Origin of the sequence: Streptosporangium lutulentum, assembly GCF_030811455.1 — a bacterium.
Classification (GTDB): Bacteria; Actinomycetota; Actinomycetes; order Streptosporangiales; family Streptosporangiaceae; genus Streptosporangium; species Streptosporangium lutulentum.
The window spans coordinates 280,168-301,952 of record NZ_JAUSQU010000001.1 but is presented as its reverse complement, the minus strand read 5'-3'; the positions used below and the strand labels follow the sequence as shown (position 1 = coordinate 301,952).

General features: G+C 69.3%; 14 protein-coding genes. 5 read left to right on the top strand and 9 right to left on the bottom strand.

What is annotated here, in order from left to right; translation table 11 throughout:
* Positions 1 to 96: 96 nt before the first annotated feature.
* The 3 genes from J2853_RS01250 (at position 97) to J2853_RS01240 (ending at position 3,502) form a co-directional block, all read left to right on the top strand.
* Positions 97 to 1,635, top strand: a complete 1,539-nt coding sequence (locus J2853_RS01250) for a gamma-glutamyltransferase family protein (RefSeq protein WP_307554034.1) — start codon at positions 97 to 99, stop codon at positions 1,633 to 1,635.
* Between the two features lie 102 nt (positions 1,636 to 1,737).
* Positions 1,738 to 2,067, top strand: coding sequence for a DUF5709 domain-containing protein (locus J2853_RS01245; protein ID WP_307554032.1), 330 nt, complete (start codon positions 1,738 to 1,740; stop codon positions 2,065 to 2,067).
* A 292-nt stretch (positions 2,068 to 2,359) separates the two neighbouring features.
* Positions 2,360 to 3,502, top strand: a complete 1,143-nt coding sequence (locus J2853_RS01240; protein WP_307568554.1) for an NAD(P)/FAD-dependent oxidoreductase — start codon at positions 2,360 to 2,362, stop codon at positions 3,500 to 3,502.
* A 3-nt stretch (positions 3,503 to 3,505) separates the two neighbouring features.
* On the opposite strand, the gene J2853_RS01235 is transcribed toward J2853_RS01240, so the two are convergent.
* Positions 3,506 to 4,153 carry an HAD family hydrolase gene (locus J2853_RS01235; protein WP_307554030.1) on the bottom strand — a complete coding sequence of 216 codons (648 nt, stop codon included), beginning with the start codon at positions 4,151 to 4,153 and terminating at the stop codon, positions 3,506 to 3,508.
* Positions 4,154 to 4,517: 364 nt separating this feature from the next.
* On the opposite strand from J2853_RS01235, the gene J2853_RS01230 reads away from it, so the two are divergent.
* Positions 4,518 to 5,162, top strand: coding sequence for a Uma2 family endonuclease (locus J2853_RS01230; RefSeq protein WP_307554028.1), 645 nt, complete (start codon positions 4,518 to 4,520; stop codon positions 5,160 to 5,162).
* 181 nt (positions 5,163 to 5,343) lie between these two features.
* On the opposite strand, the gene hrpA is transcribed toward J2853_RS01230, so the two are convergent.
* The 5 genes from hrpA to J2853_RS01205 form a co-directional block, all read right to left on the bottom strand.
* Positions 5,344 to 9,240, bottom strand: a complete 3,897-nt coding sequence (gene hrpA / locus J2853_RS01225) for an ATP-dependent RNA helicase HrpA (RefSeq protein WP_307554026.1) — start codon at positions 9,238 to 9,240, stop codon at positions 5,344 to 5,346.
* Between the two features lie 231 nt (positions 9,241 to 9,471).
* On the bottom strand, positions 9,472 to 11,778 hold the full coding sequence (locus J2853_RS01220; protein ID WP_307554024.1) for a glycoside hydrolase family 6 protein: 2,307 nt from the start codon (positions 11,776 to 11,778) through the stop codon (positions 9,472 to 9,474).
* A 384-nt stretch (positions 11,779 to 12,162) separates the two neighbouring features.
* The gene (ppgK, locus tag J2853_RS01215; protein WP_307554021.1) at positions 12,163 to 12,897 is read right to left on the bottom strand and encodes a polyphosphate--glucose phosphotransferase; all 735 of its coding nucleotides are present in this window, start codon (positions 12,895 to 12,897) and stop codon (positions 12,163 to 12,165) included.
* Positions 12,898 to 13,126: 229 nt separating this feature from the next.
* A complete protein-coding gene (locus J2853_RS01210; RefSeq protein WP_307554019.1) occupies positions 13,127 to 14,107 on the bottom strand; it encodes a LacI family DNA-binding transcriptional regulator in 981 nt (326 codons plus the stop codon).
* 238 nt (positions 14,108 to 14,345) lie between these two features.
* Positions 14,346 to 15,983 carry an ABC-F family ATP-binding cassette domain-containing protein gene (locus J2853_RS01205; protein WP_307554017.1) on the bottom strand — a complete coding sequence of 546 codons (1,638 nt, stop codon included), beginning with the start codon at positions 15,981 to 15,983 and terminating at the stop codon, positions 14,346 to 14,348.
* A 352-nt stretch (positions 15,984 to 16,335) separates the two neighbouring features.
* Between J2853_RS01205 and J2853_RS01200 the strand changes: the two genes are divergently transcribed.
* Positions 16,336 to 17,058, top strand: a complete 723-nt coding sequence (locus J2853_RS01200; RefSeq protein WP_307554015.1) for a hypothetical protein — start codon at positions 16,336 to 16,338, stop codon at positions 17,056 to 17,058.
* Between the two features lie 173 nt (positions 17,059 to 17,231).
* On the opposite strand, the gene J2853_RS01195 is transcribed toward J2853_RS01200, so the two are convergent.
* The 3 genes from J2853_RS01195 to J2853_RS01185 all read right to left on the bottom strand — a co-directional run bounded on the left by J2853_RS01195 (position 17,232) and on the right by J2853_RS01185 (position 21,617).
* Entirely contained in the window at positions 17,232 to 18,272 is a 1,041-nt protein-coding gene (locus J2853_RS01195; protein ID WP_307554013.1) for a family 2 encapsulin nanocompartment cargo protein polyprenyl transferase, read from the bottom strand.
* 34 nt (positions 18,273 to 18,306) lie between these two features.
* Complete coding sequence (locus J2853_RS01190; RefSeq protein WP_307554011.1) at positions 18,307 to 19,716, bottom strand: family 2B encapsulin nanocompartment shell protein; 1,410 nt, start codon at positions 19,714 to 19,716, stop codon at positions 18,307 to 18,309.
* A gap of 713 nt (positions 19,717 to 20,429) precedes the next feature.
* Positions 20,430 to 21,617: a glycosyltransferase family 4 protein gene (locus J2853_RS01185; protein WP_307554009.1), complete on the bottom strand. Its 1,188-nt coding sequence runs from the start codon at positions 21,615 to 21,617 to the stop codon at positions 20,430 to 20,432.
* Positions 21,618 to 21,785 lie beyond the last annotated feature (168 nt).

The window sequence follows — 21,785 nt, the reverse complement described above, 5'->3', positions numbered from 1 at the left end:
CTCCGCGCGAGCCAGGCGTCCGGGAAGCTCTACGCGCCGGGGAAGGCGGAGGAGGGGCGGATCTACCGCCGGACGGCCGGGCCTTACGATCTGAACATGCAAAACACCCGATATGCGCGTTCTGGAATGGTTTGTACCGTTGATCATCTCGCCTCCGGCGCGGGTGTGGCCATGCTGGAGCGGGGTGGATCGGCGGCCGACGCGGCGGTCGCGGCGAACGCCGTACTGACGGTGACCTCACCCCACCTGTGCGGGCTGGGCGGGGACCTGTTCGCGCTGGTCTACGACGGGAACGGCACGCCCGCGGCGCTCAACGCCTCCGGGCGCTCGGGCTCGGGCGCCGACCCCGAGCGGCTCAGGGCCGAGGGACACGACCGCATGCCGCACCACCACGACATCCGTTCGGTCCCGGTGCCCGGCTGCGCGGACGGCTGGCTGGCGTTGCACGACCGGTACGGCAAGCTGCCCCTGGCGGAGGTGCTGGCCCCGGCGATCGGGCACGCCCGCGAGGGATTCCCCGCCTCCCCGCTGATGGTGCCGGGGCTGGCCACCGTCGGCCCGCTGTGCGAGGACTTCGCGACGGCCCGCGACGCCGGTGACCTGATCAGGCGGCCCGGGGTGGCGCGGGCCCTGGAGGCCTTGACCCACGGCCGGGACGGCTTCTACCTCGGCGAGTTCGGCGAGGGGCTGCTCGCGGTCGGCGGCGGCGAGTACACCGAGGATGACCTGGCCACCGCCAACGCCGACTGGGTGGACCCGCTGCGGGTCCGGGCCTTCGGGCACGACGTGTGGACCATGCCGCCCAACTCGCAGGGATACCTGCTGCTGCTCGCGCTCCGCATCGCCGAGGGGCTCGACCTGCCCGACGACCCGGCGGACCCGCTCTGGGCACACCTGCTGGTGGAGGCGGCGCGGCTGGCCGGGCACGACCGGCTGGACGTCCTGTTCGAGGGCGCGTCCGTCGACGCCGTGCTGGACTCGGCCGCCGCCCGTCGGGCCCTGATCGACCCGGCCGCCCGGGCCACGGTGCGCGACCTCACCTCCGACGGCGACACCACCTATCTGTGCGCGGTGGACGGCGACGGCATGGGCGTCTCACTGATCCAGTCCAACGCCTCCGGCTTCGGCAGCCTGATCTTCGAACCCCGCACCGGCATCAACCTGCACAACCGGGGCATCGGATTCTCGCTGGTCCCGGGCCACCCCGCCGAGTACGGACCCCGCCGCCGTCCCCCGCACACTCTCGTTCCCGCGCTGGTCACCCGCCCCGACGGGTCGCTGCGCTCGGTCGTGGGCACCATGGGCGGCGACGCCCAGCCGCAGGTCCTGCTCCAGGTCCTCATCCGCCTGCTCGTCCACGACCTGACCCCCGGCGAGGCCATCGGCGCCCCGCGCTGGCGGCTGGCGGGCAACGGCACCGGGTTCGACACCTGGCAGGCCCCCGACCAGACGGTGGTCGAGGTCGAGGAGGGAGGCCCGTGGGCTGAGGGCCTCGGCGAGCGGGGCCACCCCGTCGGTTCCAAGCCGTACGGCTCCGCCTTCGGCCACGCCCACCTGATCGACGTGCTCGCCTCGGGTGTCCTGGCCGGCGCGGCCGACCCTCGTTCGATCATCGGGGCCGCCGCGGGGCTCTGAGGGGAGCCGACCGAGGCCTTCCCCCAGATCAGGGGGATCTCCCCGGTGAGTGCCGGAGGTCTAGTGTTGTGGTTTTAGCGATAAGACGGGTAAGGCAGTGATATGACCGAAATACCCCCAGACAACGGTGGTCTGGACGACGCGCAGGCGATCGAGGTCGAGGAATGGACCGACGACCTCGGCCTCAACCATGAGATCGTCGAGCACGACGACCAGCACCAGGACAGTCTCGACGAACGCCTCTGGCGCGAGGCCCCCGATCGCGAACGGGCCCCGCGTGACGACCTGCGCCTGGTGTCGCCGGATGAGGGGCTGGGCCCGGACGAGACGTCCGAGGAGTACGCCTCGGACGTCGGCTCCGACGACGGCGACCTGTCCGCCGAGGAGCGGGCCATTCACATCGATCCCGACATCGAGTACCGCGACTTCTGAGAACGCGCCCGGCCTCTCACGAACCGGCGTGCTGCCGGGTCAGGGGCGATCCGGCGCCGCGTACCGGCCGTTCCACCGGCTCCCGCCGTTCCCGTGGGAACGGCGGGACGGCGGGACGGCTCCGGAAGGCCACGTACCCCTGGCCCGGACACCGCGCGTTCCGGTCGCGCTCGCGCCTCGGGCCAGGCCGGTGAGACGGATCGGCTGATTACCCAAAGCGAAAAGTACCCATAATCGCGACACATTGGTTTTCGTCACGACGGAACGTGGCAGGTTCACCAACGTGGATGACATGTGGGATCTGGTGGTCGTCGGTGGTGGTCCCGCCGGCTCCGCGGCGGCCCTGCGCGCGAAGCGACTCCGGCCGGACGCGCGGGTGCTCCTGCTCGACAAGGCCGACTTCCCCCGCGACAAAGCCTGCGGCGACGGCATCGCCGCCCACTGCCACGAGGAACTCGCCCTGCTCGGCGTCCCCGACCTCATCGCCGACTACCGGCCGGTGCAACGCCTGACGGTGGTCTCCCCCGGCGGCGCACGGGTCTCCGCCACCGTCGCCCGGCCCAACCACGTCGTCCCCCGCACGGTCTTCGACGCCCGGCTCGTCGACGCCGCCCGTGCTTGTGGCGTCGAGGTCCGCCACCACCGCGTCCGCGCGCTCGACGCCCATGACGATCACCTCGTCCTCGACGGCACCGTCAACGCCCGCGCCGTCGTCGCCGCCGACGGCGCCAACTCGACCGTACGGCGCCTCATCGGCATCCCCGCCACCCCCGACAAACACGTCGCGATCGCGGTGCGCGGCTACGCCGACATACCCGTCGCCGACGACGACGCCCAGCTCATCGCCATGCAGAAGGACGGATGGCCCGCGTACGCGTGGTCCTTCCCGATCGGCGACGGCACCGCCAACGTCGGGTTCGGGATGCTCCTGCCCCGGCTGCGCGCCACCGGCCTGCCCGGCCGCGAGGTGCTGCACGGCCGGCTCGCCGAACTGCTGCCCCACCTGCCCGCCCGAGACCTGCGTGCCCACCACCTGCCCCTGTCTCCCGGCCGGCCCAGGCCCGGCGCGGGCCGGGTGATGCTGGCCGGCGACGCCGCCGGCCTCATCAATCCCCTCACCGGCGAGGGCATCTACTACGCGCTGGTCTCCGGCAGACTCGCCGGCGAGGCCGCCGTCCGGACGGCCGGCGACCCCCTGCCCGCCTACCGGCGCGCACTGGCGAAGACCCTCGGGCGGCACCTGCGCACCACCGACGTGCTCTCCCGCGCCGCCCAGTCATCCGGCTTCATCGACGCCGCGATCGGCACCGCCGCCCAGCGCAAGGAGGTGTTCGATCTCCTGGTCGACGTGGGACTCGGCGCGGGCACGGTACCGCTGCCGCTCGCCTGGGCCGTGGTCCGCCGCTGGCTCCTCGGAGGAAACGGCCGACGGTGACCGTCAGCGGGTGAGGGCCGCGACCAGGGCGTGCAGGTCGTCGACGACGTGGTCGGCCTCGGCGGCCTCGGGGCGGACGGCGTGCAGGTAGCCCCAGGGACCCCGGCGGATCAGGACGGTCCGCATGCCCGCCGCACGGGCGGGGAGGACGTCGTTGTCGAGCCGGTCGCCCACGTAGAGGATCTCTCCGGGCTCCCGCCCCGACACCGCGACCACCTTGGCGAAGAACCCGGGGTCGGGCTTGGACACACCCCAGCCGTCCGAGGTGTGGATCGCGTCGACGGGGAGCTCCATCGCGGTCAGCGCGTCGTAGGCCTGCGGCGGCTGGTTGCCCGCGATGATCAGCTCGTACCCGAGACCGCGCAGCGCGGCCAGGCCGGGCCGTACGTCCGGATAGAGGTCGTCGGCGTCGAAGTTCACCCGGAGCCCGTCGGGGTCCTCCCGCCGCCACGCCTCCTGCTCGGCCTCAAGGTCGAAGCCGGGCCTGACGATCTGGAACGCCTCGTCGAAGGACTGGCCGAGCGCCGCCATGCCGCCCAGCACGCCCAGCATCGTGAACCGGGTGACGCCGAGCCTGTCGGCCCAGCGCGACCAGATCCGCGTCTCGTCGATCAACGTCTCCCCGACGTCGAACACCACTGCCCGGACCACGATGCTCCCCCTTCGATCGGCCCGCCGATCCTATTTCAGTACGGCGGGTCCCGTTTCGGCACGGCTCCCCACACGGCGGGTCCTGGCACCCGGTCCCTTGCTCCCCGTACCCGGTCCTCGCCGGGCCGTTTCATCATGAAGATCCTTTCCACCACGGGAAAACGGGTTTCCCGCGCCAGGACCAGGTCAGTCGGCGGTTCGGCGACCCTCGACGCCAACGGCTCCACCGTCATGCGTCGCACCGAGATGGGGGGCGTGGATCAGGCGAAGACGTGTTCCATGAATGTGCCGAATATCTTTCACGCCCAGGGGAACCTCATGGAACACTCAGAGTTCCTGTTCGGACACGAAGGGATACAGGTCGATGGTGATGACAGCCCCGCAACGATCCGGTCAGCACAGCTCTCCCGAAGCTCAGCACGCTCCTTCGGAAGAGCAGCCCACCTCCCTCGAAGGACAGCCCACGCCTCGCACGCCGAGAGAGTTCTTCGAATCCCTCCCCCCCACCCTCTGCCTTCGCGCCGAGATCATCGACGGGAACCTGATCATGAGCCCATCCGGGACGCCCCAACACGCCCGCATCGCCAGACGCCTCAGCCGCGCCTTGATCCCTGTCGAAGACAAGAACGACTGGGAAAGTTTCTCCGGCGATGTCGACGTGTGCATAGAGGGTCCGCGCGACACCCTGGTCCCCGACTACTGCCTGGCGCCCGTGAACGCCCCGCTCTGGGGCGACCGTGAGTTGCTCTCCTCAACACTGATCATGGTCGCCGAGATCGTCTCGCCCGGAAGCACGGATACGGATCGCGCCGTAAAGCCCAGAATTTACGCGGGCTGCGGCATCCCGATCGTGTTGATCATCGACCCCGTCGCCTCACCCCCGGCGATCACCGTCCTCAGTGATCCCGTAGAGGGCACGTATCGGACCACCACCAACACCGAGATGGGCAAGCCGGTCCGGCTTCCCTCCCCCGTCGACTTCGACCTCGACACCTCGATCTTCCTTTAGCCCCGGGCGAACGGAGCGACAATCCGAGCCACCCCTCGGATGTCCCCCGCCCCGGACCCCCGCGAGAGCGCCCGCCCCCATTCGTCCCGGAGCACGCGACAGCGCCCAGAGACGCCGGCCGGACGCGGCCCGCCCCGGCCGATACGACGCCTCCGTCACCGGACCCGGTGAGATCCCGTCCTCAGAGCTGTTCCATGGCCTTGCGGATGCGCTTTTCGGAGATCGAGTACGGGGTGCCGAGAGTCTGGGCGAAGTAACTGACCCGGAGCTCCTCGATCATCCAGCGGATCTGGCGGACGTCGTCGTCGGAACGGCGAGCCGGGGGAAGCTTCTCGACCAGCTCGTGGTAGTCGTCCTCGAGATCGTGGACCTTGTGCATCCGCTCCTGGTCGCGGAAGGGGTCGTCGGAGATCTTCTCCAGCCGCCGCTCGGCCGCCCTGAGGTAGCGGAGCAGGTCGGGCAGGCGTTTGTAGCCGGTGTCGGTGACGAAACCCGGGTAGATCAGACCGGCGACCTGGTCGCGGATGTCCTCGATCGCGGGGGTGGAGCGGGCCGCGGGCAGGAGGCCGGAGACCGTGTGCCAGACCTTGAGGATGCCCTCGACCTTGGCGACCACGTCGGCGGTGGTGTCGAACAGCTCGGCGCGGACCTTGTCGTGCAGGACGGTGAAGGCGGACTGGTCCCACACGGGCCCGCCGTACTCGCTCATGAGCTTGTCGGCGGCGCAGTCGATGCAGTCGTCGAACAGGGCGACGGCACCCGCGTGCGGGCTGCGGCTGAGCGCGAGCTTGGCCTGGTTGCCCAGGCGGCCGAGCACCCCCTTGGCCGGCGACGGGGTGTTGAGCAGCAGCAGCCTGCGGGTGCCCTCCCACATGGCCCTGCGCTGCTCGGCCTCGGTCTCGAACATCCGCACGGCCACGGTGGCGCCCTCGTCGGCCAGCGCCGGGTAGGCCTTCATCCGTCGCTGCTCGAACGTCTTGGGCAGCGGCCCCATGTTCCAGGTGGTCAGGCCGGATTTCTCCAGCCCGCCGGAGGCCTTGGAGAGGGTCTGGCGGAGCTTGGGCGCGAGCCGTCGTTTGAGCTCGACCAGGTCCTTGCTCTCGGCCAGCTTCTGCTTGCGTCCGTCGATCACCCGGAAGGTGATCTTCAGGTGGTCGGGGACCAGATCGGGCTGCCAGGTCTCGCGTGACACCTGGATACCGGTCATGTTCAGCAGCTCCCGCTCCAGCACCGCCAGCAGCGGCTCCTGAGTGGGTTTCGCCCGCTCCAAGACCTTCTTGGCGTAGTTGGGGGCGGGGACGAAGTTGCGCCGGACGGGTTTGGGAAGGGCCCGGATGAGCGCGGTGAGCAGTTCTTCGCGCAGACCGGGAATCTGCCAGTCGAACCCGTCGGCGTTGACCTGGTTGAGCAGGGCGAGAGGGATGTGCGCGGTGACGCCGTCCGCGTCGGTGCCGGGCTCGAACTGGTAGGTCAGCGGGAAGCGCAGGTCGCCCTGGCGCCACACGTCGGGGTAGTCACGCTGGCTGACATCGCCCGCCGTCTCGCTGATCAGCATCGACTTCTCGAAGCTGAGCAGGTCGGGCTGGTCGGTCCTGGTCCTCTTCCACCAGGAGTCGAAGTGCCGCCCGGAGACGACGTCGGCGGGCACGCGCTGGTCGTAGAAGTCGAACAGCGTCTCGTCGTCCACCAGGATGTCGCGGCGCCGGGCCCGCTCCTCCAGCTCCTCGACCTCCTCCAGGAGCTTGCGGTTCTCGGCGAAGAAGGCGTGGTGGGTCTCCCAGTCGCCCTCGACCAGGGCGTGCCGGATGAACAGCTCCCGGCTCAGCTCGGGGTCGATGCGGCCATAGTTGACCTTGCGCTGCACCACGAGCGGCACGCCGTACAGCGTGACCTTCTCGTAGGCCATCACCGAGCCCTGCTTCTTCTCCCAGTGCGGCTCGGAGTAGGTGCGTTTGATCAGGTGCGCGGCGAGCGGCTCGACCCACTCGGGTTCGATCTTGGCATTGACCCGCGCCCAGAGCCTGGAGGTCTCCACCAGCTCGGCGGACATCACCCAGAGCGGCTGTTTCTTGGCCAGCGCGGAGCCGGGGAAGATGGCGAAGCGGGCGTTGCGGGCGCCGATGTACTCGGTGAACGGCCTGCGCGGCTCGGTGGCGGGACGGCGGGCGCCGTCGTTCGTGGCCTTCTTGTCGATGACGTCCTTGACGCCGATGTGGGACAGCAGACCCGACAGCAGGGAGACGTGGATCTTCTGCTCGTCACCGGGGGTGGCGTTGAGCGTGATGCCGAGGGACTTCGACATCTGGCGGAGCTGGCCGTAGACGTCCTGCCACTCGCGCACGCGCAGGTAGTTGAGGAACTCGGCCTTGCACAGACGCCGGAACGCGCTGGACGACAGTTCCCTCTGCTGCTCCTGGAGATAGTTCCACAGGTTCAGGTAGGAGACGAAGTCCGACTCCTTGTCGGCGAAGCGACGGTGCTTCTCGTCGGCGACCTGCTGCTTTTCGGCCGGGCGCTCGCGCGGGTCCTGGATGGACAGCGCGGAGGCGATCACCATGACCTCGCTGACGCAGCCGTTGCCGTCGGCCTCCAGCACCATGCGGGCCAGGCGCGGGTCGACCGGAAGGCCGGCCAGTTTACGGCCGAGCGGGGTCATCTTCCTGGCCTGGTCGAACGCGCCCAGCTCCAGGAGCAGGTCGTAGCCGTCCTTCACCTGGCGCTGGTCCGGCGGCTCGACGAACGGGAAGGCCCCGATGTCGCCCAGGCCGATCGAGGTCATCTGCAGGATGACCGAGGCGAGGTTGGTGCGCAGGATCTCCGGGTCGGTGAACTCCGGCCTGGTGAGGAAGTCGTCCTCCTCGTACAGCCGGATGCAGATGCCCTCGGACACACGTCCGCAGCGTCCCTTGCGCTGGTTGGCCGAGGCCTGGGAGATCGCCTCGATGGGCAGGCGCTGGACCTTGGTGCGATGGCTGTACCGGGAGATGCGGGCGAATCCGGGATCGACCACGTATTTGATTCCGGGCACGGTCAGCGAGGTCTCGGCGACGTTCGTGGCCAGCACGACCCGGCGGTTGCTGTGCCGCTGGAAGACCCTGTGCTGCTCGGCGGCCGACAGGCGGGCGTACAGCGGGAGGATCTCGGCATCCTTGCGCTTGGACAGCGCCTCGGCGGTGTCGCGGATCTCCCGCTCTCCGCTGAGGAAGACCAGGATGTCGCCGGGGCCCTGGGCGCAGAGCTCGTCGACGGCCCTGCTGATCGCCTGGATCTGGTCGTCGTCCTCGGCGATCGGCCGGTAGCGCACCTCGACGGGGTAGGTCCGTCCCGAGACCTCCACGATCGGGGCGTCGCCGAAGTGCTTGGAGAAGCGCTCGGGGTCGATCGTCGCCGAGGTGATGATGATCTTCAGGTCGGGTCTGCGGGGAAGGAGCTGCTTGAGGTAGCCCAGGATGAAGTCGATGTTGAGGCTGCGCTCGTGCGCCTCGTCGATGATCAGCGTGTCGTACTGGGTGAGCTCGCGGTCGTTCTGCAGCTCGGCCAGCAGGATGCCGTCCGTCATGACCTTGACGAGCGTGCCGTCGCTCACCTGGTCGGTGAAACGCACCTTGTATCCCACGGCGTCGCCGAGCTGGGTGTCCAGTTCCTCGGCCACGCGCTCGGCCACGGTCCTGGCCGCGATCCGGCGGGGCTGGGTGTGCCCGATCAGGCCCTTGACGCCTCTGCCCAGCTCCAGGCAGATCTTCGGCAGCTGGGTGGTCTTGCCCGAACCGGTCTCACCGGCCACGATCACGACCTGGTGGTCGCGGATCACCTCCAGGATGTCGTCCTTGCGCTGGCTGACCGGCAGCGCCTCCGGATAGGTCACGGCGGGCACACCGGCACGGCGCGTGGCGACCCTGCGCTCGGCCTTCTCGATGTCGGAGGTGATCTCCGCGGCGACCTTCTGCTGGGTGGCGCGGTTTCTGATCCTGCGGGCCCCGTCGAGCCGTCGGCGGAGCCGCCCCTGGTCACGCAGTGTGAGCTCGGGCAGCCGCGCGTGCAGGTCGGCGAGCGGAGATGTCAAAGGAGGTGTTCCCATACTGAGCCCAGGATACTTTCGGCTCACACGTCAGGAGCCAACAGTCAATGGTGCCTGACCGCGCGAGCCGCCGCATCCCAATATTCGCCCGTACGGCGTGCGGCGTGCGCGGGCCGCGCCGAACCCACGAAGAAGGGCCCCGCCGCCTCCCCGGGAGACGGCGGGACCCTGGTCGTCGCGTACGGGCTCCCCGGGTGGCCCCCGCCGGAGCGGGGGCCGGGAGCCGGCTGGTTACGGCAGGGGCGGGTAGGCGTTCTGGAGGAGCTGGCGGAACTGGGCGGAGAACCACCCGCCGGAGATCGGGGAGTTCGGCAGGGCGCCGGTCGCGTTGTTGCCGTTGCGCTCGTTGCCCAGGTAGGTCGGGTCGCACATCCGGTCGAAGCCCTTGCCCTCTTCGTTCTCGATGAGGGAGCTGGAGCCGTCCGACTCGCCCGGAGGCTTGATCCAGACGTAGGCGTCCAGGCCGGTGGCGGGGCTGGCCTGCGGGCGCTCGCCGAGGCCGGCGCCGCTCTGGTTGCACCAGTTGCCGGCGTGGATGCGACGGTCCACCCGCGACTGGTTGACGAAGTCGTTCAGGTTGGTGGAGGTGCTGGGAGCCGACGGGCGGGCCGAGCCACCCCAGCCGTTGCGGGAGGTGTCGATCAGCATGCCGATCCCCGAGGAGAAGCCCCTCTGGATCAGCATGGTCCGGAACGCCTGGGCGAAGGTCAGCTCGTCGACGTAGAAGTTCCAGTCGAGCCAGGTGGACTGGCGGACCGAGGCGCCGTTGACGGTGGTGTTGATGGTGAAGTGCGGCTCCCGCAGGGCCGAGTAGTTGGCGGTGTTGGTGATGAAGCCGTCGACGCTGGCGAAGCCGGCCGTGGTGCCGGCGACGGTGCTCGCGAACAGGTCGGCCGCGGGGCCCAGGTTGGTGTCCCAGCCCAGCCAGCCGTGGTGCGCGGCGTCGATGTAGGTGTAGACGTTGTTGATCGCGTGCAGCTTGTTCAGGGCGTAGCGGACGCCGTCGACGTAGGCGCCGGAGCTCTGCGCCTCCTGGCACTTCGCCACGTTGAGGTTGGTGATCAGGTTCGGCAGCGAGTCGATCTCGATGATCGTCGAGATGCGGAGGGCTGCGTACCTCGGGTCGGCCATGATCGCTGCGATCGGGTCGATGTACTCGGTCTTGTAGCGGTTCAGGCCGTTGTTCGCGATGAGCAGCTCACCGTTGGAGGCCAGCGCCGAACAGTCGCGGTTCGGCAGGTTGTAGATGACGAACTGGATCGTCAGCGGGGTGCTGCCGTTGGCCGCGTCCTGGTCGAGGGCCTCTTCCAGGTGGTCGCGGAGTCCCATGGCGGAGGCGGTGCCCTCGATGGCCGCGATGCGGTCCAGCCACACGCCGGTCGAGATGTTCGCCACCGCGGCGCCACCCGGCTCGGCCGCCGCCTTGGCCGACCAGTCGGGGTTCACGTAGCCGGTCGCCCCGGCGTAGGGGTTCGCGACGTGCTCGCCGGTCGGCGGCGGGGTGCCGTCGTCGTCGGCCTCGGTCGCGGTGACGGAGACTCCGGTGTGCCCGGTGGCCGCGGCCGCGATGGTGGCGGTGCCGTTGGCCTGGTCGGTGTCCTGGGCGGCCGAGACCGTCACGTTCTGCGCCGTGTTCCAGTTGGCGGTGGTGAAGGTCAGCGTCGAGGGCGCGATGGTGAGGTTGGTGTCGCCGGTCTTGGTCAGGTTGACCGTGACGTTGCCCGTGGGGGCGGCGCTGAGCCTGAACCCGACGGTCCTGCTGGCGCCCTCGGGAACGCTGACCGAGGTCGCGGAGGCGATGATCGATCGGGCGGTGGTCCCGCCCACGGTGAAGGGAACCGCGGCGGTCTGCGTCGTCAGGGCCGGGGTGGCGTTGTCGTAGGCCCTGGCACTGGCGGTGTGGGCGCCGGCCGCCAGCCCCGTGGCGGAGAAGGAGTACGGGGCGGTGGTGTCGCTGTTGACCAGCGCGCCGTCGACGTAGAACTCGACCTTGCTGACCGAGCCGTCGTCACCGGCCGTCGCCGCGAGCGGTACGGCGGAGCCCGCGGGGAAGGAGGCGCCGGAGGTCGGGCCGGTCAGGCTGACCGTGGGCGGCTGGTTGCCGGGAGGCGTGGTCCCGCCGCAGGTGGTGCCGTTGATCGTGAAGGCGGTGGGCTTGGGGTTGCTCCCAGTCCATGATCCGTTGAAACCGATGCCGATGGAGGCGCCGGTGGCGAGGGCGCCGTTCCAGGCCAGGTTCCTGGCGGTGACGGCGGTGCCGCTCTGGGACCAGGTGGCCGACCAGCCCTGTTGGAGCTGCTGCCCGGAGGCGAGGTTGAACCCGAGGGTCCAGCTGGTCAGCGGGTCGCCGAGGTTCTTGACGGTGAGGTTGGCGGTGAATCCGCCCTGCCAGTCGTTGGTGGAGTAGGCGACGTCGCAGGCGACTGCGGCGTGCGCCGTGGCGGCTTGGCCGGTGGCGAGGCCGGCGGCTGCCACCAGCAATGCCACCGTTGTCGCCGCCCGGTTACGCCAGGCATGGCGGCGCGGATTTACTGTCATTCGTGATCATCTCCAGGACGTGTGTGGGAGCGCTCCCATAGTCCGGATGTTTCACGAGTGTGTACAGCTTGTTGCATGGTGTCGGCTCGCCGCAAGAGCCGTTCTCGCCCCTGACCTCACCGAATGTTTTTCGGACCCGATGAAAGTTTCAGATCCCTCTCCGGGTCCGGGATCGAACGGTGCGCGGCTCCGCCCGACGGAAGCTCTCGGCGCGTCACGGCCACCGCGTCCGTCCGCCGTCCGCCCGCCGTCCGCCCGCCGTCCGCCCGCCGTTTCATCCGCCGTCCGCCGTTCGTCCGCACGCCGTCTGCTCACCGCCCGCCCGCCCGCCGTCTCCCCGGCACGCCTGCGACGGCGGGGAGACGGCGGTGCCGCACGGGGCTCCTACGATTTCGCGGCGGCCATGGCCGCGCCCACGATGCCCGCCTCGTTCTGCATGGCCGCGACGACGATCGGGGTGTCCAGCTTCAGCCTGGGCAGAAACTTCTCGGACTTCTTGCTGACGCCTCCGCCGATGACGAACAACGACGGGGAGAACAGCGCCTCAAGGTGCTTCAGATACTCCTGCACCTTGTCCGCCCACTCGTCCCAGCTCAGGTCGTGAGCTTCCCGCGCGTGATCCGAGGCGCGCTTCTCCGCCTCCTTGCCCCTGATCTCCAGGTGGCCGAGCTCGGTGTTGGGCACCAGTGTGCCGTCGACTATCAGCGCGCTGCCGATTCCGGTGCCGAAGGTCAGCATGAGCACCACCCCGGACTTCCCCCGAGCCGCGCCCGCCGCCACCTCCGCCAGCCCGGCGGCGTCGGCGTCGTTGAGCACCGTCACCGGGAGGCCCGTCGTCCTGGCGAGCAGCCCTCGCGCGTCCGTGCCGATCCACGCCTTGTCCACATTCGCCGCCGACCTCGTGACCCCGTCGACGACGACGCCGGGATAGGTCACCCCGACCAGTCCGTCCCAGGCGAAGTGCTTGGCGATCTGCCCGACCACCTCGGCGACCGCGTCGGGCGTGGAAGGGACGGGCGTGGGGATGCGCAACCGCTCCTGCGTCAGCTCGGCCTTGGCGACGTCCACCGGCGCCCCCTTGATGCCCGAACCGCCGATATCGATTCCCAGCACTTCCATGACAGCTACCTCCTGTTTCGACCTTCTTCCCCCTGAGAGGCGGCTGATGCTCGTTTGCGGTGAGCGGTCGACCCAGGCGGAAGCGGCCCACAACACACTGCGGACACAACAGTATGAAAGGAACCGCTTCAAGGACGATCACTCGAACCCTCACCGGGCTCGCCCTTGCCACGAGGCTCGTCTCGATCGCTCCGGCGGCCCGGCTCCCCGCCGGCCTCCGTGAGAAGGTCTAGCGCTTCACGGGTCCCGTCGAGGCCCTGACCACGAGTTCCGGCTCGAAGAGCAGCTCATCGGCCGGAACCAGCGCCTTGTCGATCTGGGCGGCGAGGAGGTCGACGACCGCACGGCCCATCGCGTCGATCGGCTGGCGCAACGTCGTCAGCGGCGGGTCGGTGCAGTTCATCAGGGCCGAGTCGTCGTAGCCGATCACCGAGATGTCTCCGGGCACGGAGAGCCCCGCCCTGCGAGCCGCCCTTATGGCACCCAGGGCCATCAGGTCGCTGGCGCAGATGATGCCGGTCACGCCTCGCCGTATCAGCCTGGAAGCCGCCGCGTGCCCGCCCTCCAGGGAGAACATGGTGTGCTCGACGAACTCCTCCTCCAGCCTCGCCGCCGTCAGCTTGCGCTGGGAGGGCACGTGGTCGGGCGGCCCCAGCACCATGCCGATCTTCTCGTGTCCGAGCGAGCGCAGATGTCCGAGCGCCATCTCGGCCGCCGCCACGTCGTCACAGGAGACCTGGGGGAAGGCGAGATGCTCCACCGCGGCGTTCACCAGCACGGTCGGCAACCGGCGTTCCAGCAGCAGCTCGTAGTGCTCGTGCGAGGCGTCGGCCTGGGCGAACAGTCCTCCGGCGAACACCACGCCGGACACCTGCTGCTGCAGGAGCAGGGCGACGTACTCCGCCTCGGAGACCCCGCCCAGCGTCCTGGTGCACAGCACGGAGGTGAACCCCTGCTGGGCCAGTGCTCCTCCGACCACCTCGGCGAACGCCGGGAAGATCGGGTTCTGCAGCTCGGGGAGCACGAGCCCCACCAGCCTCGCCCTGTCGCCGCGCAACTGGGTCGGCCGCTCGTAACCGAGCACGTCGAGCGCCGTGAGCACGGCCTCGCGGGTGGCCTCGGACACCCCGGGTTTCCCGTTGAGCACGCGACTCACCGTCGCCTCGCTCATCCCGACCTTCTTGGCCACCTCTGCAAGCCTGCGCGTCATGGCGAAACTATAAGGCAGGGGAAGTAATTATTTGCGGCTGCTTGCGAAAATTACCTCACCGTTCTGGGTGTTTTATATCTCTAGAGGCGATATATGACCTCATCGATGACCGGTGGCGACCGCCGTGGCCTGACCGCCGCGACCCGCCGTGACCTGGGAGAGGCTCCCTCCGAAGGTCGCCTCGCATCTCTTGCGGCCGATCTCCGGATCAACCGGCGCCCGGATCGTCTCCGGCCGCTCAGCTCTCCGTGATCCGGCCGTCGTCGACGTGGATGTGCCGGGTGGTGTGAACGGCGTCCAGCATCCGCCGGTCGTGGGTGACCAGCAGGAGGGTGCCCGGGTAGGAGGCGAGCGCCGACTCGAGCTGCTCGATCGCGACCAGATCCAGGTGGTTGGTGGGCTCGTCGAGGACCAGCAGGTTCACTCCCCGGGCCTGGAGCAGCGCCAGCGCGGCCCGCGTCCGCTCCCCCGGCGACAGGGTGGCGGCCGGGCGCGGCACGTGCGCCGCGCGCAACCCGAACTTGGCGAGCAGCGTGCGCACGTCGGCGGGGGTCATGTCCGGTACGGCGGCGCCGAACGCGTCCGCCAGCGGCTCGTCGCCGAGGAACAGCCCCCGAGCCTGATCCACCTCGCCGACGACCACGCCGGGACCGAGCGAGGCGTTCCCCTCCTCCAGCGGGATCCGGCCGAGGAGCGCGGCGAGCAGCGTGGACTTGCCCGAGCCGTTGGCCCCGGTGACCGCCACCCGCTCGGCCCAGCCGATCTGCAGGTCCACGGGACCGAGGGTGAACGTGCCGCGACGGACCACGGCGCCTCGCATGGTCACGACGACCGCTCCGGCCCGCGGCGCCACCGCGATCTCCATGCGGAGCTCCCACTCCTTGCGGGGCTCCTCGACCTCGTCGAGCCGCTCGATCAACCGCTCGGTCTGACGGGCCTTCGCGGCCTGCTTCTCGGTCGCCTCGGTACGGAAGTTCCGGCCGACCTTGTCGTTGTCGGGCGCCTTGCGCCGCGCGTTCTTGACGCCCTTCTCCATCCAGGCGCGCTGCATGCCCGCCCGCTGCTTGAGCGCGCTGACGGTGTCGGCGTACTCCTCGTACTCGTCGCGGGCGTGCCGGCGGGCGACCTCCCGCTCGGCGAGGTAGGCCTCGTAGCCGCCGCCGTAGGCGCGGATCAGTTGCTGGGCGAGGTCGATCTCGACGACCCGGTTCACGGTCCTGGCCAGGAACTCGCGGTCGTGGCTGACAAGAACGGTCCCGGCGCGCAGCCCGGTGACGAAGCGTTCGAGCCGTTCCAGACCTTCCAGGTCGAGGTCGTTGGTGGGCTCGTCCAGCAGGAAGACGTCGTAGCGGCTGAGCAGCAGGGAGGCCATCCCCGCCCGCGCGGCCTGGCCGCCGGAAAGCGCCGTCATGGGCCGATCCAGCTCCACCGTCAGGCCGAGCTCCGCGACGACCCCCTTGGCCCGGTCTTCCAGGTCCGCGCCCCCCAGGGCCAGCCACCGCTCCAGGCCGGAGGCGTAGTCGTCGTCGGCGCCGGGCCGTCCCTCGACCAGCCCCTCGGTCGCGGTGTCGAGCGCGCGTTGCGCGGCGGCCACCCCGGTCCTCCTCGCCAGGAACTCCGCGATCGTCTCGCCCGCTCGGCGCTCCCTCTCCTGCGGCAGGTAGCCGACCGCCGCCGAGGGCGGGCTGAGCCGTACGGTGCCGTGCTCCGGAGGCGTCAGCTCGGCGAGGATCCGCATCAGGGTGGACTTCCCGGCCCCGTTCACCCCGACCAGACCGATCACGTCGCCCGGGGCGACGACCAGGTTCAGTCCGGAGAACAGCGCGCGGTCGCCGTGTCCGGCGGCGAGATCCTTGGCGACGATGGTGGCACTCATGAGGGAACGCTATCCGCCAACCGGCGCCGGGGCCTCATCGCCGGCCCTCGGGTCCCCCGCGGGCCCCGGATCGCCTCCGCCCCGCCGCACGGAGTGCCCGCCCGGACCCGCGCTCACCCGACCCGTATTCCCGACAAAGCGGAGATATTGCCCTTTTGTGTCTAAAAAATGTTACAGATCCACCCTCCCGTTGACCTGCGGACATGCACTTCTATGTCACCATGAGGTCGCTTTGATCATTCTTTTTTGTAACTTGAGACAACTTTCGCCTCCTCCATAACGTCTTATGTAGGTGGACGCGGTCGCTCCTGATCGCTTCCATCTACGGGGATAGGAAGAGGAAAGCGTCTTGATGAAACGAATCGCCGTCGGTCTGCTGTCCGCGGTCGTGGGTGGCTCGATGCTCATGACCACCGGTACGGCTTCCGCCGAGCGCGTCGACCTCAGCGTGCACGTCAACAAGGTCAGCCCGAACCCGATCGTCGTGAGGGACGGCCGGGACACGAAGGTCACGGTCGAGATCCGTACCACCGACGCGGCCCGCATCGAGCTCCGCCTCAAGCCGGTCTCCGACCGGTTCCGCACGCAGAGCGCGCCCAAGTCCAAGATCATCCATCACGGTGACCTGTGGCGCTTCACCACGAGCTTCGACGAGGGCGACTACGAGGGCCGCTGGTTCGCGATCGCCGACGCGTACGACAAGCACGGCAAGAAGGTGACCGACACGGCCACCTTCTCCGTCAAGCACGAGGAGAAGCAGGAGGACACCCGCCTGTACAAGTTCTCCGCCGGCCCGAGCACCGTCCGCAAGGGCCGCTCGGTCTACTTCACCGGCCGCCTGCAGGTCGAGGACCACTGGAAGGGCCTGAAGAACGAGAAGGTGGAGATCTACTTCCGCCCCAGCCGTTTCAGCGCCTGGAAGTTCGTGACCTCCGACCGCACCGACTGGAACGGCGCGTTCAAGGCCAGTGCGCGCGCCTCCAAGAGCGGCGAGTACCGGGCGGTCTTCGACGGTGACCGCAAGTACGACGACAGCACCAGCTCGTCCGACCGGGTGCGGGTCTACGGCCGCTAGTCCCCCGCGGACGGCCGGATGAACGAATGACGCGGAAGCCCGGGGCGACCCGGGCTTCCGCCGTTTCCGGGCAGGACCGCCGTTCTCCGAGGGGACTCACCGCACCGGGCCCTGGGCGACCCAACGGGGAGGGGGCCACGACCCATGAGACGGCGGCGACCTCCGTCCGCCGTTCAGTGGTCGCGGCGGGTGGCGAGACGCGCGAGCGTGCCGAGCTCGGCGACCGAGCGCGACACCGAGCCGACCAGTTCCAGGCGCTGCAGAGCCCGCGCGAGCAGCTCGTCGGCCTGATCCTGGCTCCAGGAGCGCGCGCCCGCGGCGTCGACGAGCTCGGCCGCCCGGACCAGATCGGCGTCGGACAGGGGCTGCTCCCGATGGTAGAGACCGGCCAGCTCTCGCCCGGCCGGGGTGTTCGAGGTCAGCGCGGCGACGACCGGCAGGGACTTCTTACGGCTTCGCAGATCCGAGTAGACCGGTTTGCCGGTCACCATCGGATCTCCCCAGATGCCCAGGAGGTCGTCGACGAACTGGAACGCCAGCCCCAGGTCCTTGCCGAAGGCCCTCAGATGCTCGACCTGTTCGGGGCTGCCACCGCCGAACAGGGCACCGAGACCGCAGGCGCACCCCAGCAGGGTGCCGGTCTTGCCCATGGCCATGTCCAGGCATTCGGCCAGCTCGACGTCCTGGCGATCCTCGAAGGCCACATCGGCGCTCTGGCCCTCCAGAAGCTCCTGGATCGAGGTGCCCAGGGTCCGGGTCGCCTCGGCGGCGACCGGGTGCCCGCTCGCGGCGAGCACCTCGAAGGCCAGTGTCAGCAGCGCGTCGCCGGCCAGGATCGCCGGGCTGACGCCGAAGACGGCCCAGGCCGTGGGACGGTGGCGGCGGACCCGGTCACCGTCCATCACGTCATCGTGAATGAGGGAGAAGTCGTGCGCCAGCTCGACGGCGACCGCCGGACGCAGCGCCGCGGCGGCGCTGCCTCCGACGGCCTCGGCCGACAGCAGGACCAGGGCGGGACGCATCGCCTTGCCGCCACCGGTCGCGGCGGGGTGACCGTGCTCGTCCCACCAGCCGAAGTGGTATCCGGCGATGTGACGCATCGACGCGGGCAGCGTGTCGGCGGCCGGACGCAGTGCCGCCTCGACCAGCTCCCGGCTCCAGGCCAGCACCTCACGCGCGGACCGCCCGTGAGCCGTCACCCCAACCGTGGTCATGTCTCTCTTCCAATCGCTTGGCGGACGGGTTCGGTCAGTGACCGAGCTCGACGTCTTCGAGGATGCCGAGCGCGTCCGGGACCAGGACCGCGGCGGAGTAGTAGGCGCTGACCAGGTAGGAGAGGATCGCCTTCTCGCTGATCCCCATGAACCTGACCGACAGGCTGGGCTCGTATTCGTCCGGGATGCCGGTCTGGTGCAGGCCGATGACCCCCTGGTTGTCCTCACCCACGCGCAGGGCGAGGATGGACGTGGTGCGGGATTCGGTGATGGGAATCTTGCTGCAGGAGAAGATCGGGACACCGCGCCAGGCGGGCACCCCCGCGCCGCCGACGTCGACGCCCTGGGGGTAGAGGCCGCGGCTGCTGCACTCCCGGCCGAAGGCCGCGATGGCGTGGGGGTGGGCCAGGAAGAAACTCGTGCTCCTCCGGCGGCTGAGCAGCTCGTCGAGGTCGTCCGGGGTGGGCGGCCCGGTGCGCGTGTGGATCCGCTGCTTCAGGTCGGCGTTGTGCAGCAGCCCGAACTCGCGGTTGTTGATCAGCTCGTGCTCCTGCCGCTCGCGCAGCACCTCGATCGTCAGCTTGAGCTGCTGCTCGGTCTGGTTCATCGGGTCGTTGAAGAGGTCTGCCACCCGGCTGTGCATCCGCAACACCGTCTGCGCGACGCTCAGTTCGTACTCGCGGGGCGCGAGCTCGTAGTCGACGAACGTTCCCGGCAGGTCGGCCTCTCCGGCGTGTCCGGCGGCCACCTCGACGGCGGCCTCGCCGTACTTGTTCTGCGGCGCCCTCGAACCGTTCTGCCGCGCATGCTCCATGTGGGCCCGCAGCCCCTCGGACCGCTCGACCGTCTCCAGGAACGCCTGCCGGGACAGGATCATCGCCGTGCCGCTGGTCACCGCCTTGACGGTGAAGTCCCACACGCCGTCCGAACCGGCCAGCGTGTCGTCACCGAAGTGGTCGCCCCCGGCCAGCACCCCGAGCACGGTCTCGGTGCCGTACGGCCCGGTGCCGATCTTGTTGACCTTGCCGTGGGCGATGAGCACGACCTCGTCGGCCGAACTCCCCTCCTCCAGCAGCACGTCTCCGGGCTGGAAGTCCCGCTGGGTGAACCGTCCCGCCAGCGCCTCCAGGGCGTCCGAATCCCCGAAGCCCCGGAACAGGGGCAGCTCGCACAGCTCCGCCGGGACCACCACCACCTGCGATCCCACGGTGGTGAAGCTCACCCGCCCGTCACCGACCGTGTAGGTCAGCCGCCGGTTGACCCGGTAGGTGCCACCCGACACCTGCACCCATGGCAGCATCCGCAGCAGCCACCGTGAGGTGATCTCCTGCATCTGCGGCGTCGACTTGGTCGTCGTCGCCAGGTTCCGCGCGGCGGACGTACCCAGACTCAGCTTCGACTCAACAACATTCAGCCGCGACTGAACAACATCGAGCTCTGTCACAACACACACCACCGATCCGTACTCGTACCGACAGGGAGAAACCGAAGGCGTGAATCAGCAAATGAGAAGCCGCCGATTACCGGCGACACAATTGACGAGCCCGTGCACCTCCGGCGTGAAGCTCCGGACACAGCCCGTCATCGCCGACGAGCCAATCTTGGGACGCCCTTAAATGGCTTGTCAAGCATTGAATATGATCCCACCAAGAATGAATTCAATATTATGGCTAATGTCAGAATAAGTTTAAATGTCTTATTTGGACATACAACTGAGTTCCTATGATCGGTTTCACGAATCGCACGGACCCGCCGCCGGCGGACGGCCCGGACCGGACCGGAGACAGGCCGGATCCGGTGCCGGACCGGAGCCGGAGCCGAACCGGAGCGGAGGCGGCCGTGAGCCGGCCGGAATTCCGCCCGCGAATCCGCGGCGGCGGCAGGGCGCCGTCACCGCCGGAGCGCTTCACGGCGGGAGGCCGTCTCCGGGCGGGCGCGTCATCACCCGGACACGACCGGAACGAGAGGGGAAAACGCATCCACGAGGCACCCGAAGGCGGTCACGCCGGATTTAGACGTAATTCATAGGGCGAGATACATGTTATGAACCGACGGCCGCATTTCTTACACCGGAACGAGCATCTCTGAGATACGTCTCACGCATTCGACGCGTGATGGAGATACGACATACGCCCCTGGGTCTCCGCCGAATTCCCCTCAGCTCGACGGCGTACGGCTCCGGCCGAGCAACTCGCCGAACAGCCCCTCCCAGAGCGGCATGATCCTTTCAGGGGCGTAGTCACGCGCGGTGACGATGGCGGCGGCCCCCATCCGCTGCCGCAGCTCCCGGTCCTCGATGAGCCGGACCATCGCCTCGGCCAGCGCGTCGACGTCCTGGGAGGGGACGAGCAGGCCGTCGACCCCGTCGGTGAGCACATCGCGCGGGCCGGTCGGGCAGTCGAACGCGACGACCGGCAGCGCGTGGGACATCGCCTCGATCATCACCATCGGCAGCCCCTCGAACCGGGAGCTGAGCACGTGGAAGGAGGCCTTGGCCAGTTCTTCGCCGAGCCGGGCGCTGCGTCCCATCAGGGTGACGTTGTCACGCAACCCGTGGCTTTTGAGGAGCTCGCGCAGCTCGGCCTTCCTGGGGCCGGAGCCGTAGATGCGCAGCCGCCAGTCCGGATGCCGGCGCACGACCTGCTTGAACGCCGGGATCAGCAGGTCGAAGCCCTTCTGCGGGACCAGCCGCCCGGCCGCGACCACGAGCCTGTCCTCCTGCCACGAGAGGGGCTGCTCGGCGACCTGGACCGCGTTGGGGATCCGCACGATCGGGGTGTCCGGCAGGAGGTTCCGGTAGTCCTTCCCATCGGCCTCGGTGAGCACGGCGACCGTGTCCAGGCGGCCGTAGTGGCGGGCGATCTGCCGTCGGACGCTGTCGGGGTGGGCGGCCAGGTTCATGTGCTCCTGGGCGACGCGCACGACGCTTTTCGGGGTACGGCGGGCGGAGATGAGGTTCAGACCGGGGCGGGTGGTGACCAGGACGCCGTCGTCCAGCGCGGAGACGTAGTCGATGACGGCCCTCTCCACCCGCTCGGTGAAGGTGGACCCCGCCGACTCCCCCGCAGGAACGATCTTGCCACGGAGCCTCCGCCGGATCCGGCGCCCCACCGAGTCGGGACGCCTGCCCTCACGCTGGTCCGCCAGCGCGTGGAGACGGACGCGTCCGTCGACGGGGAACTGCGGCTCGCCTCGCCGCCGCACCACGCTGACGATCTCGACGTCGTGTCCCGCGGCCGCCATCGCGTTCGCCTGACTGATCACCGTCCGGATCGTGCCGCCCATGCCGTAGGCGTGCAGAAGCATGTAGCGGATCTTCATGACGTCCGGCCGCGCGGCCGTCACGTCGGCCGCGCCTCACCCTGCGGGTAACTCCAGCTCACGCACAGCGACTTTAGCGACGGGACCTCTCCCCGTCCTCGAAAGTCCAGACTCGGTCTGGACGTTCCCGGACGCCTCCGAACTGGGAAACAATGGAATTTTCCATTCGATCGTCAAATACGCGGTTCATGC

Excerpts from the sequence above, each read along its gene's own strand:
- J2853_RS01250 (WP_307554034.1), top strand. The coding sequence starts at position 97 with ATGCAAAACACCCGATATGCGCGTTCTGGAATGGTTTGTACCGTTGAT.
- J2853_RS01245 (WP_307554032.1), top strand. The coding sequence starts at position 1,738 with ATGACCGAAATACCCCCAGACAACGGTGGTCTGGACGACGCGCAGGCG.
- J2853_RS01240 (WP_307568554.1), top strand. The coding sequence starts at position 2,360 with ATGTGGGATCTGGTGGTCGTCGGTGGTGGTCCCGCCGGCTCCGCGGCG.
- J2853_RS01230 (WP_307554028.1), top strand. The coding sequence starts at position 4,518 with ATGGTGATGACAGCCCCGCAACGATCCGGTCAGCACAGCTCTCCCGAA.
- hrpA (WP_307554026.1), bottom strand. The coding sequence starts at position 9,240 with ATGGGAACACCTCCTTTGACATCTCCGCTCGCCGACCTGCACGCGCGG.
- J2853_RS01220 (WP_307554024.1), bottom strand. The coding sequence starts at position 11,778 with ATGACAGTAAATCCGCGCCGCCATGCCTGGCGTAACCGGGCGGCGACA.
- ppgK (WP_307554021.1), bottom strand. The coding sequence starts at position 12,897 with ATGGAAGTGCTGGGAATCGATATCGGCGGTTCGGGCATCAAGGGGGCG.
- J2853_RS01210 (WP_307554019.1), bottom strand. The coding sequence starts at position 14,107 with ATGACGCGCAGGCTTGCAGAGGTGGCCAAGAAGGTCGGGATGAGCGAG.
- J2853_RS01205 (WP_307554017.1), bottom strand. The coding sequence starts at position 15,983 with ATGAGTGCCACCATCGTCGCCAAGGATCTCGCCGCCGGACACGGCGAC.
- J2853_RS01200 (WP_307554015.1), top strand. The coding sequence starts at position 16,336 with ATGAAACGAATCGCCGTCGGTCTGCTGTCCGCGGTCGTGGGTGGCTCG.
- J2853_RS01195 (WP_307554013.1), bottom strand. The coding sequence starts at position 18,272 with ATGACCACGGTTGGGGTGACGGCTCACGGGCGGTCCGCGCGTGAGGTG.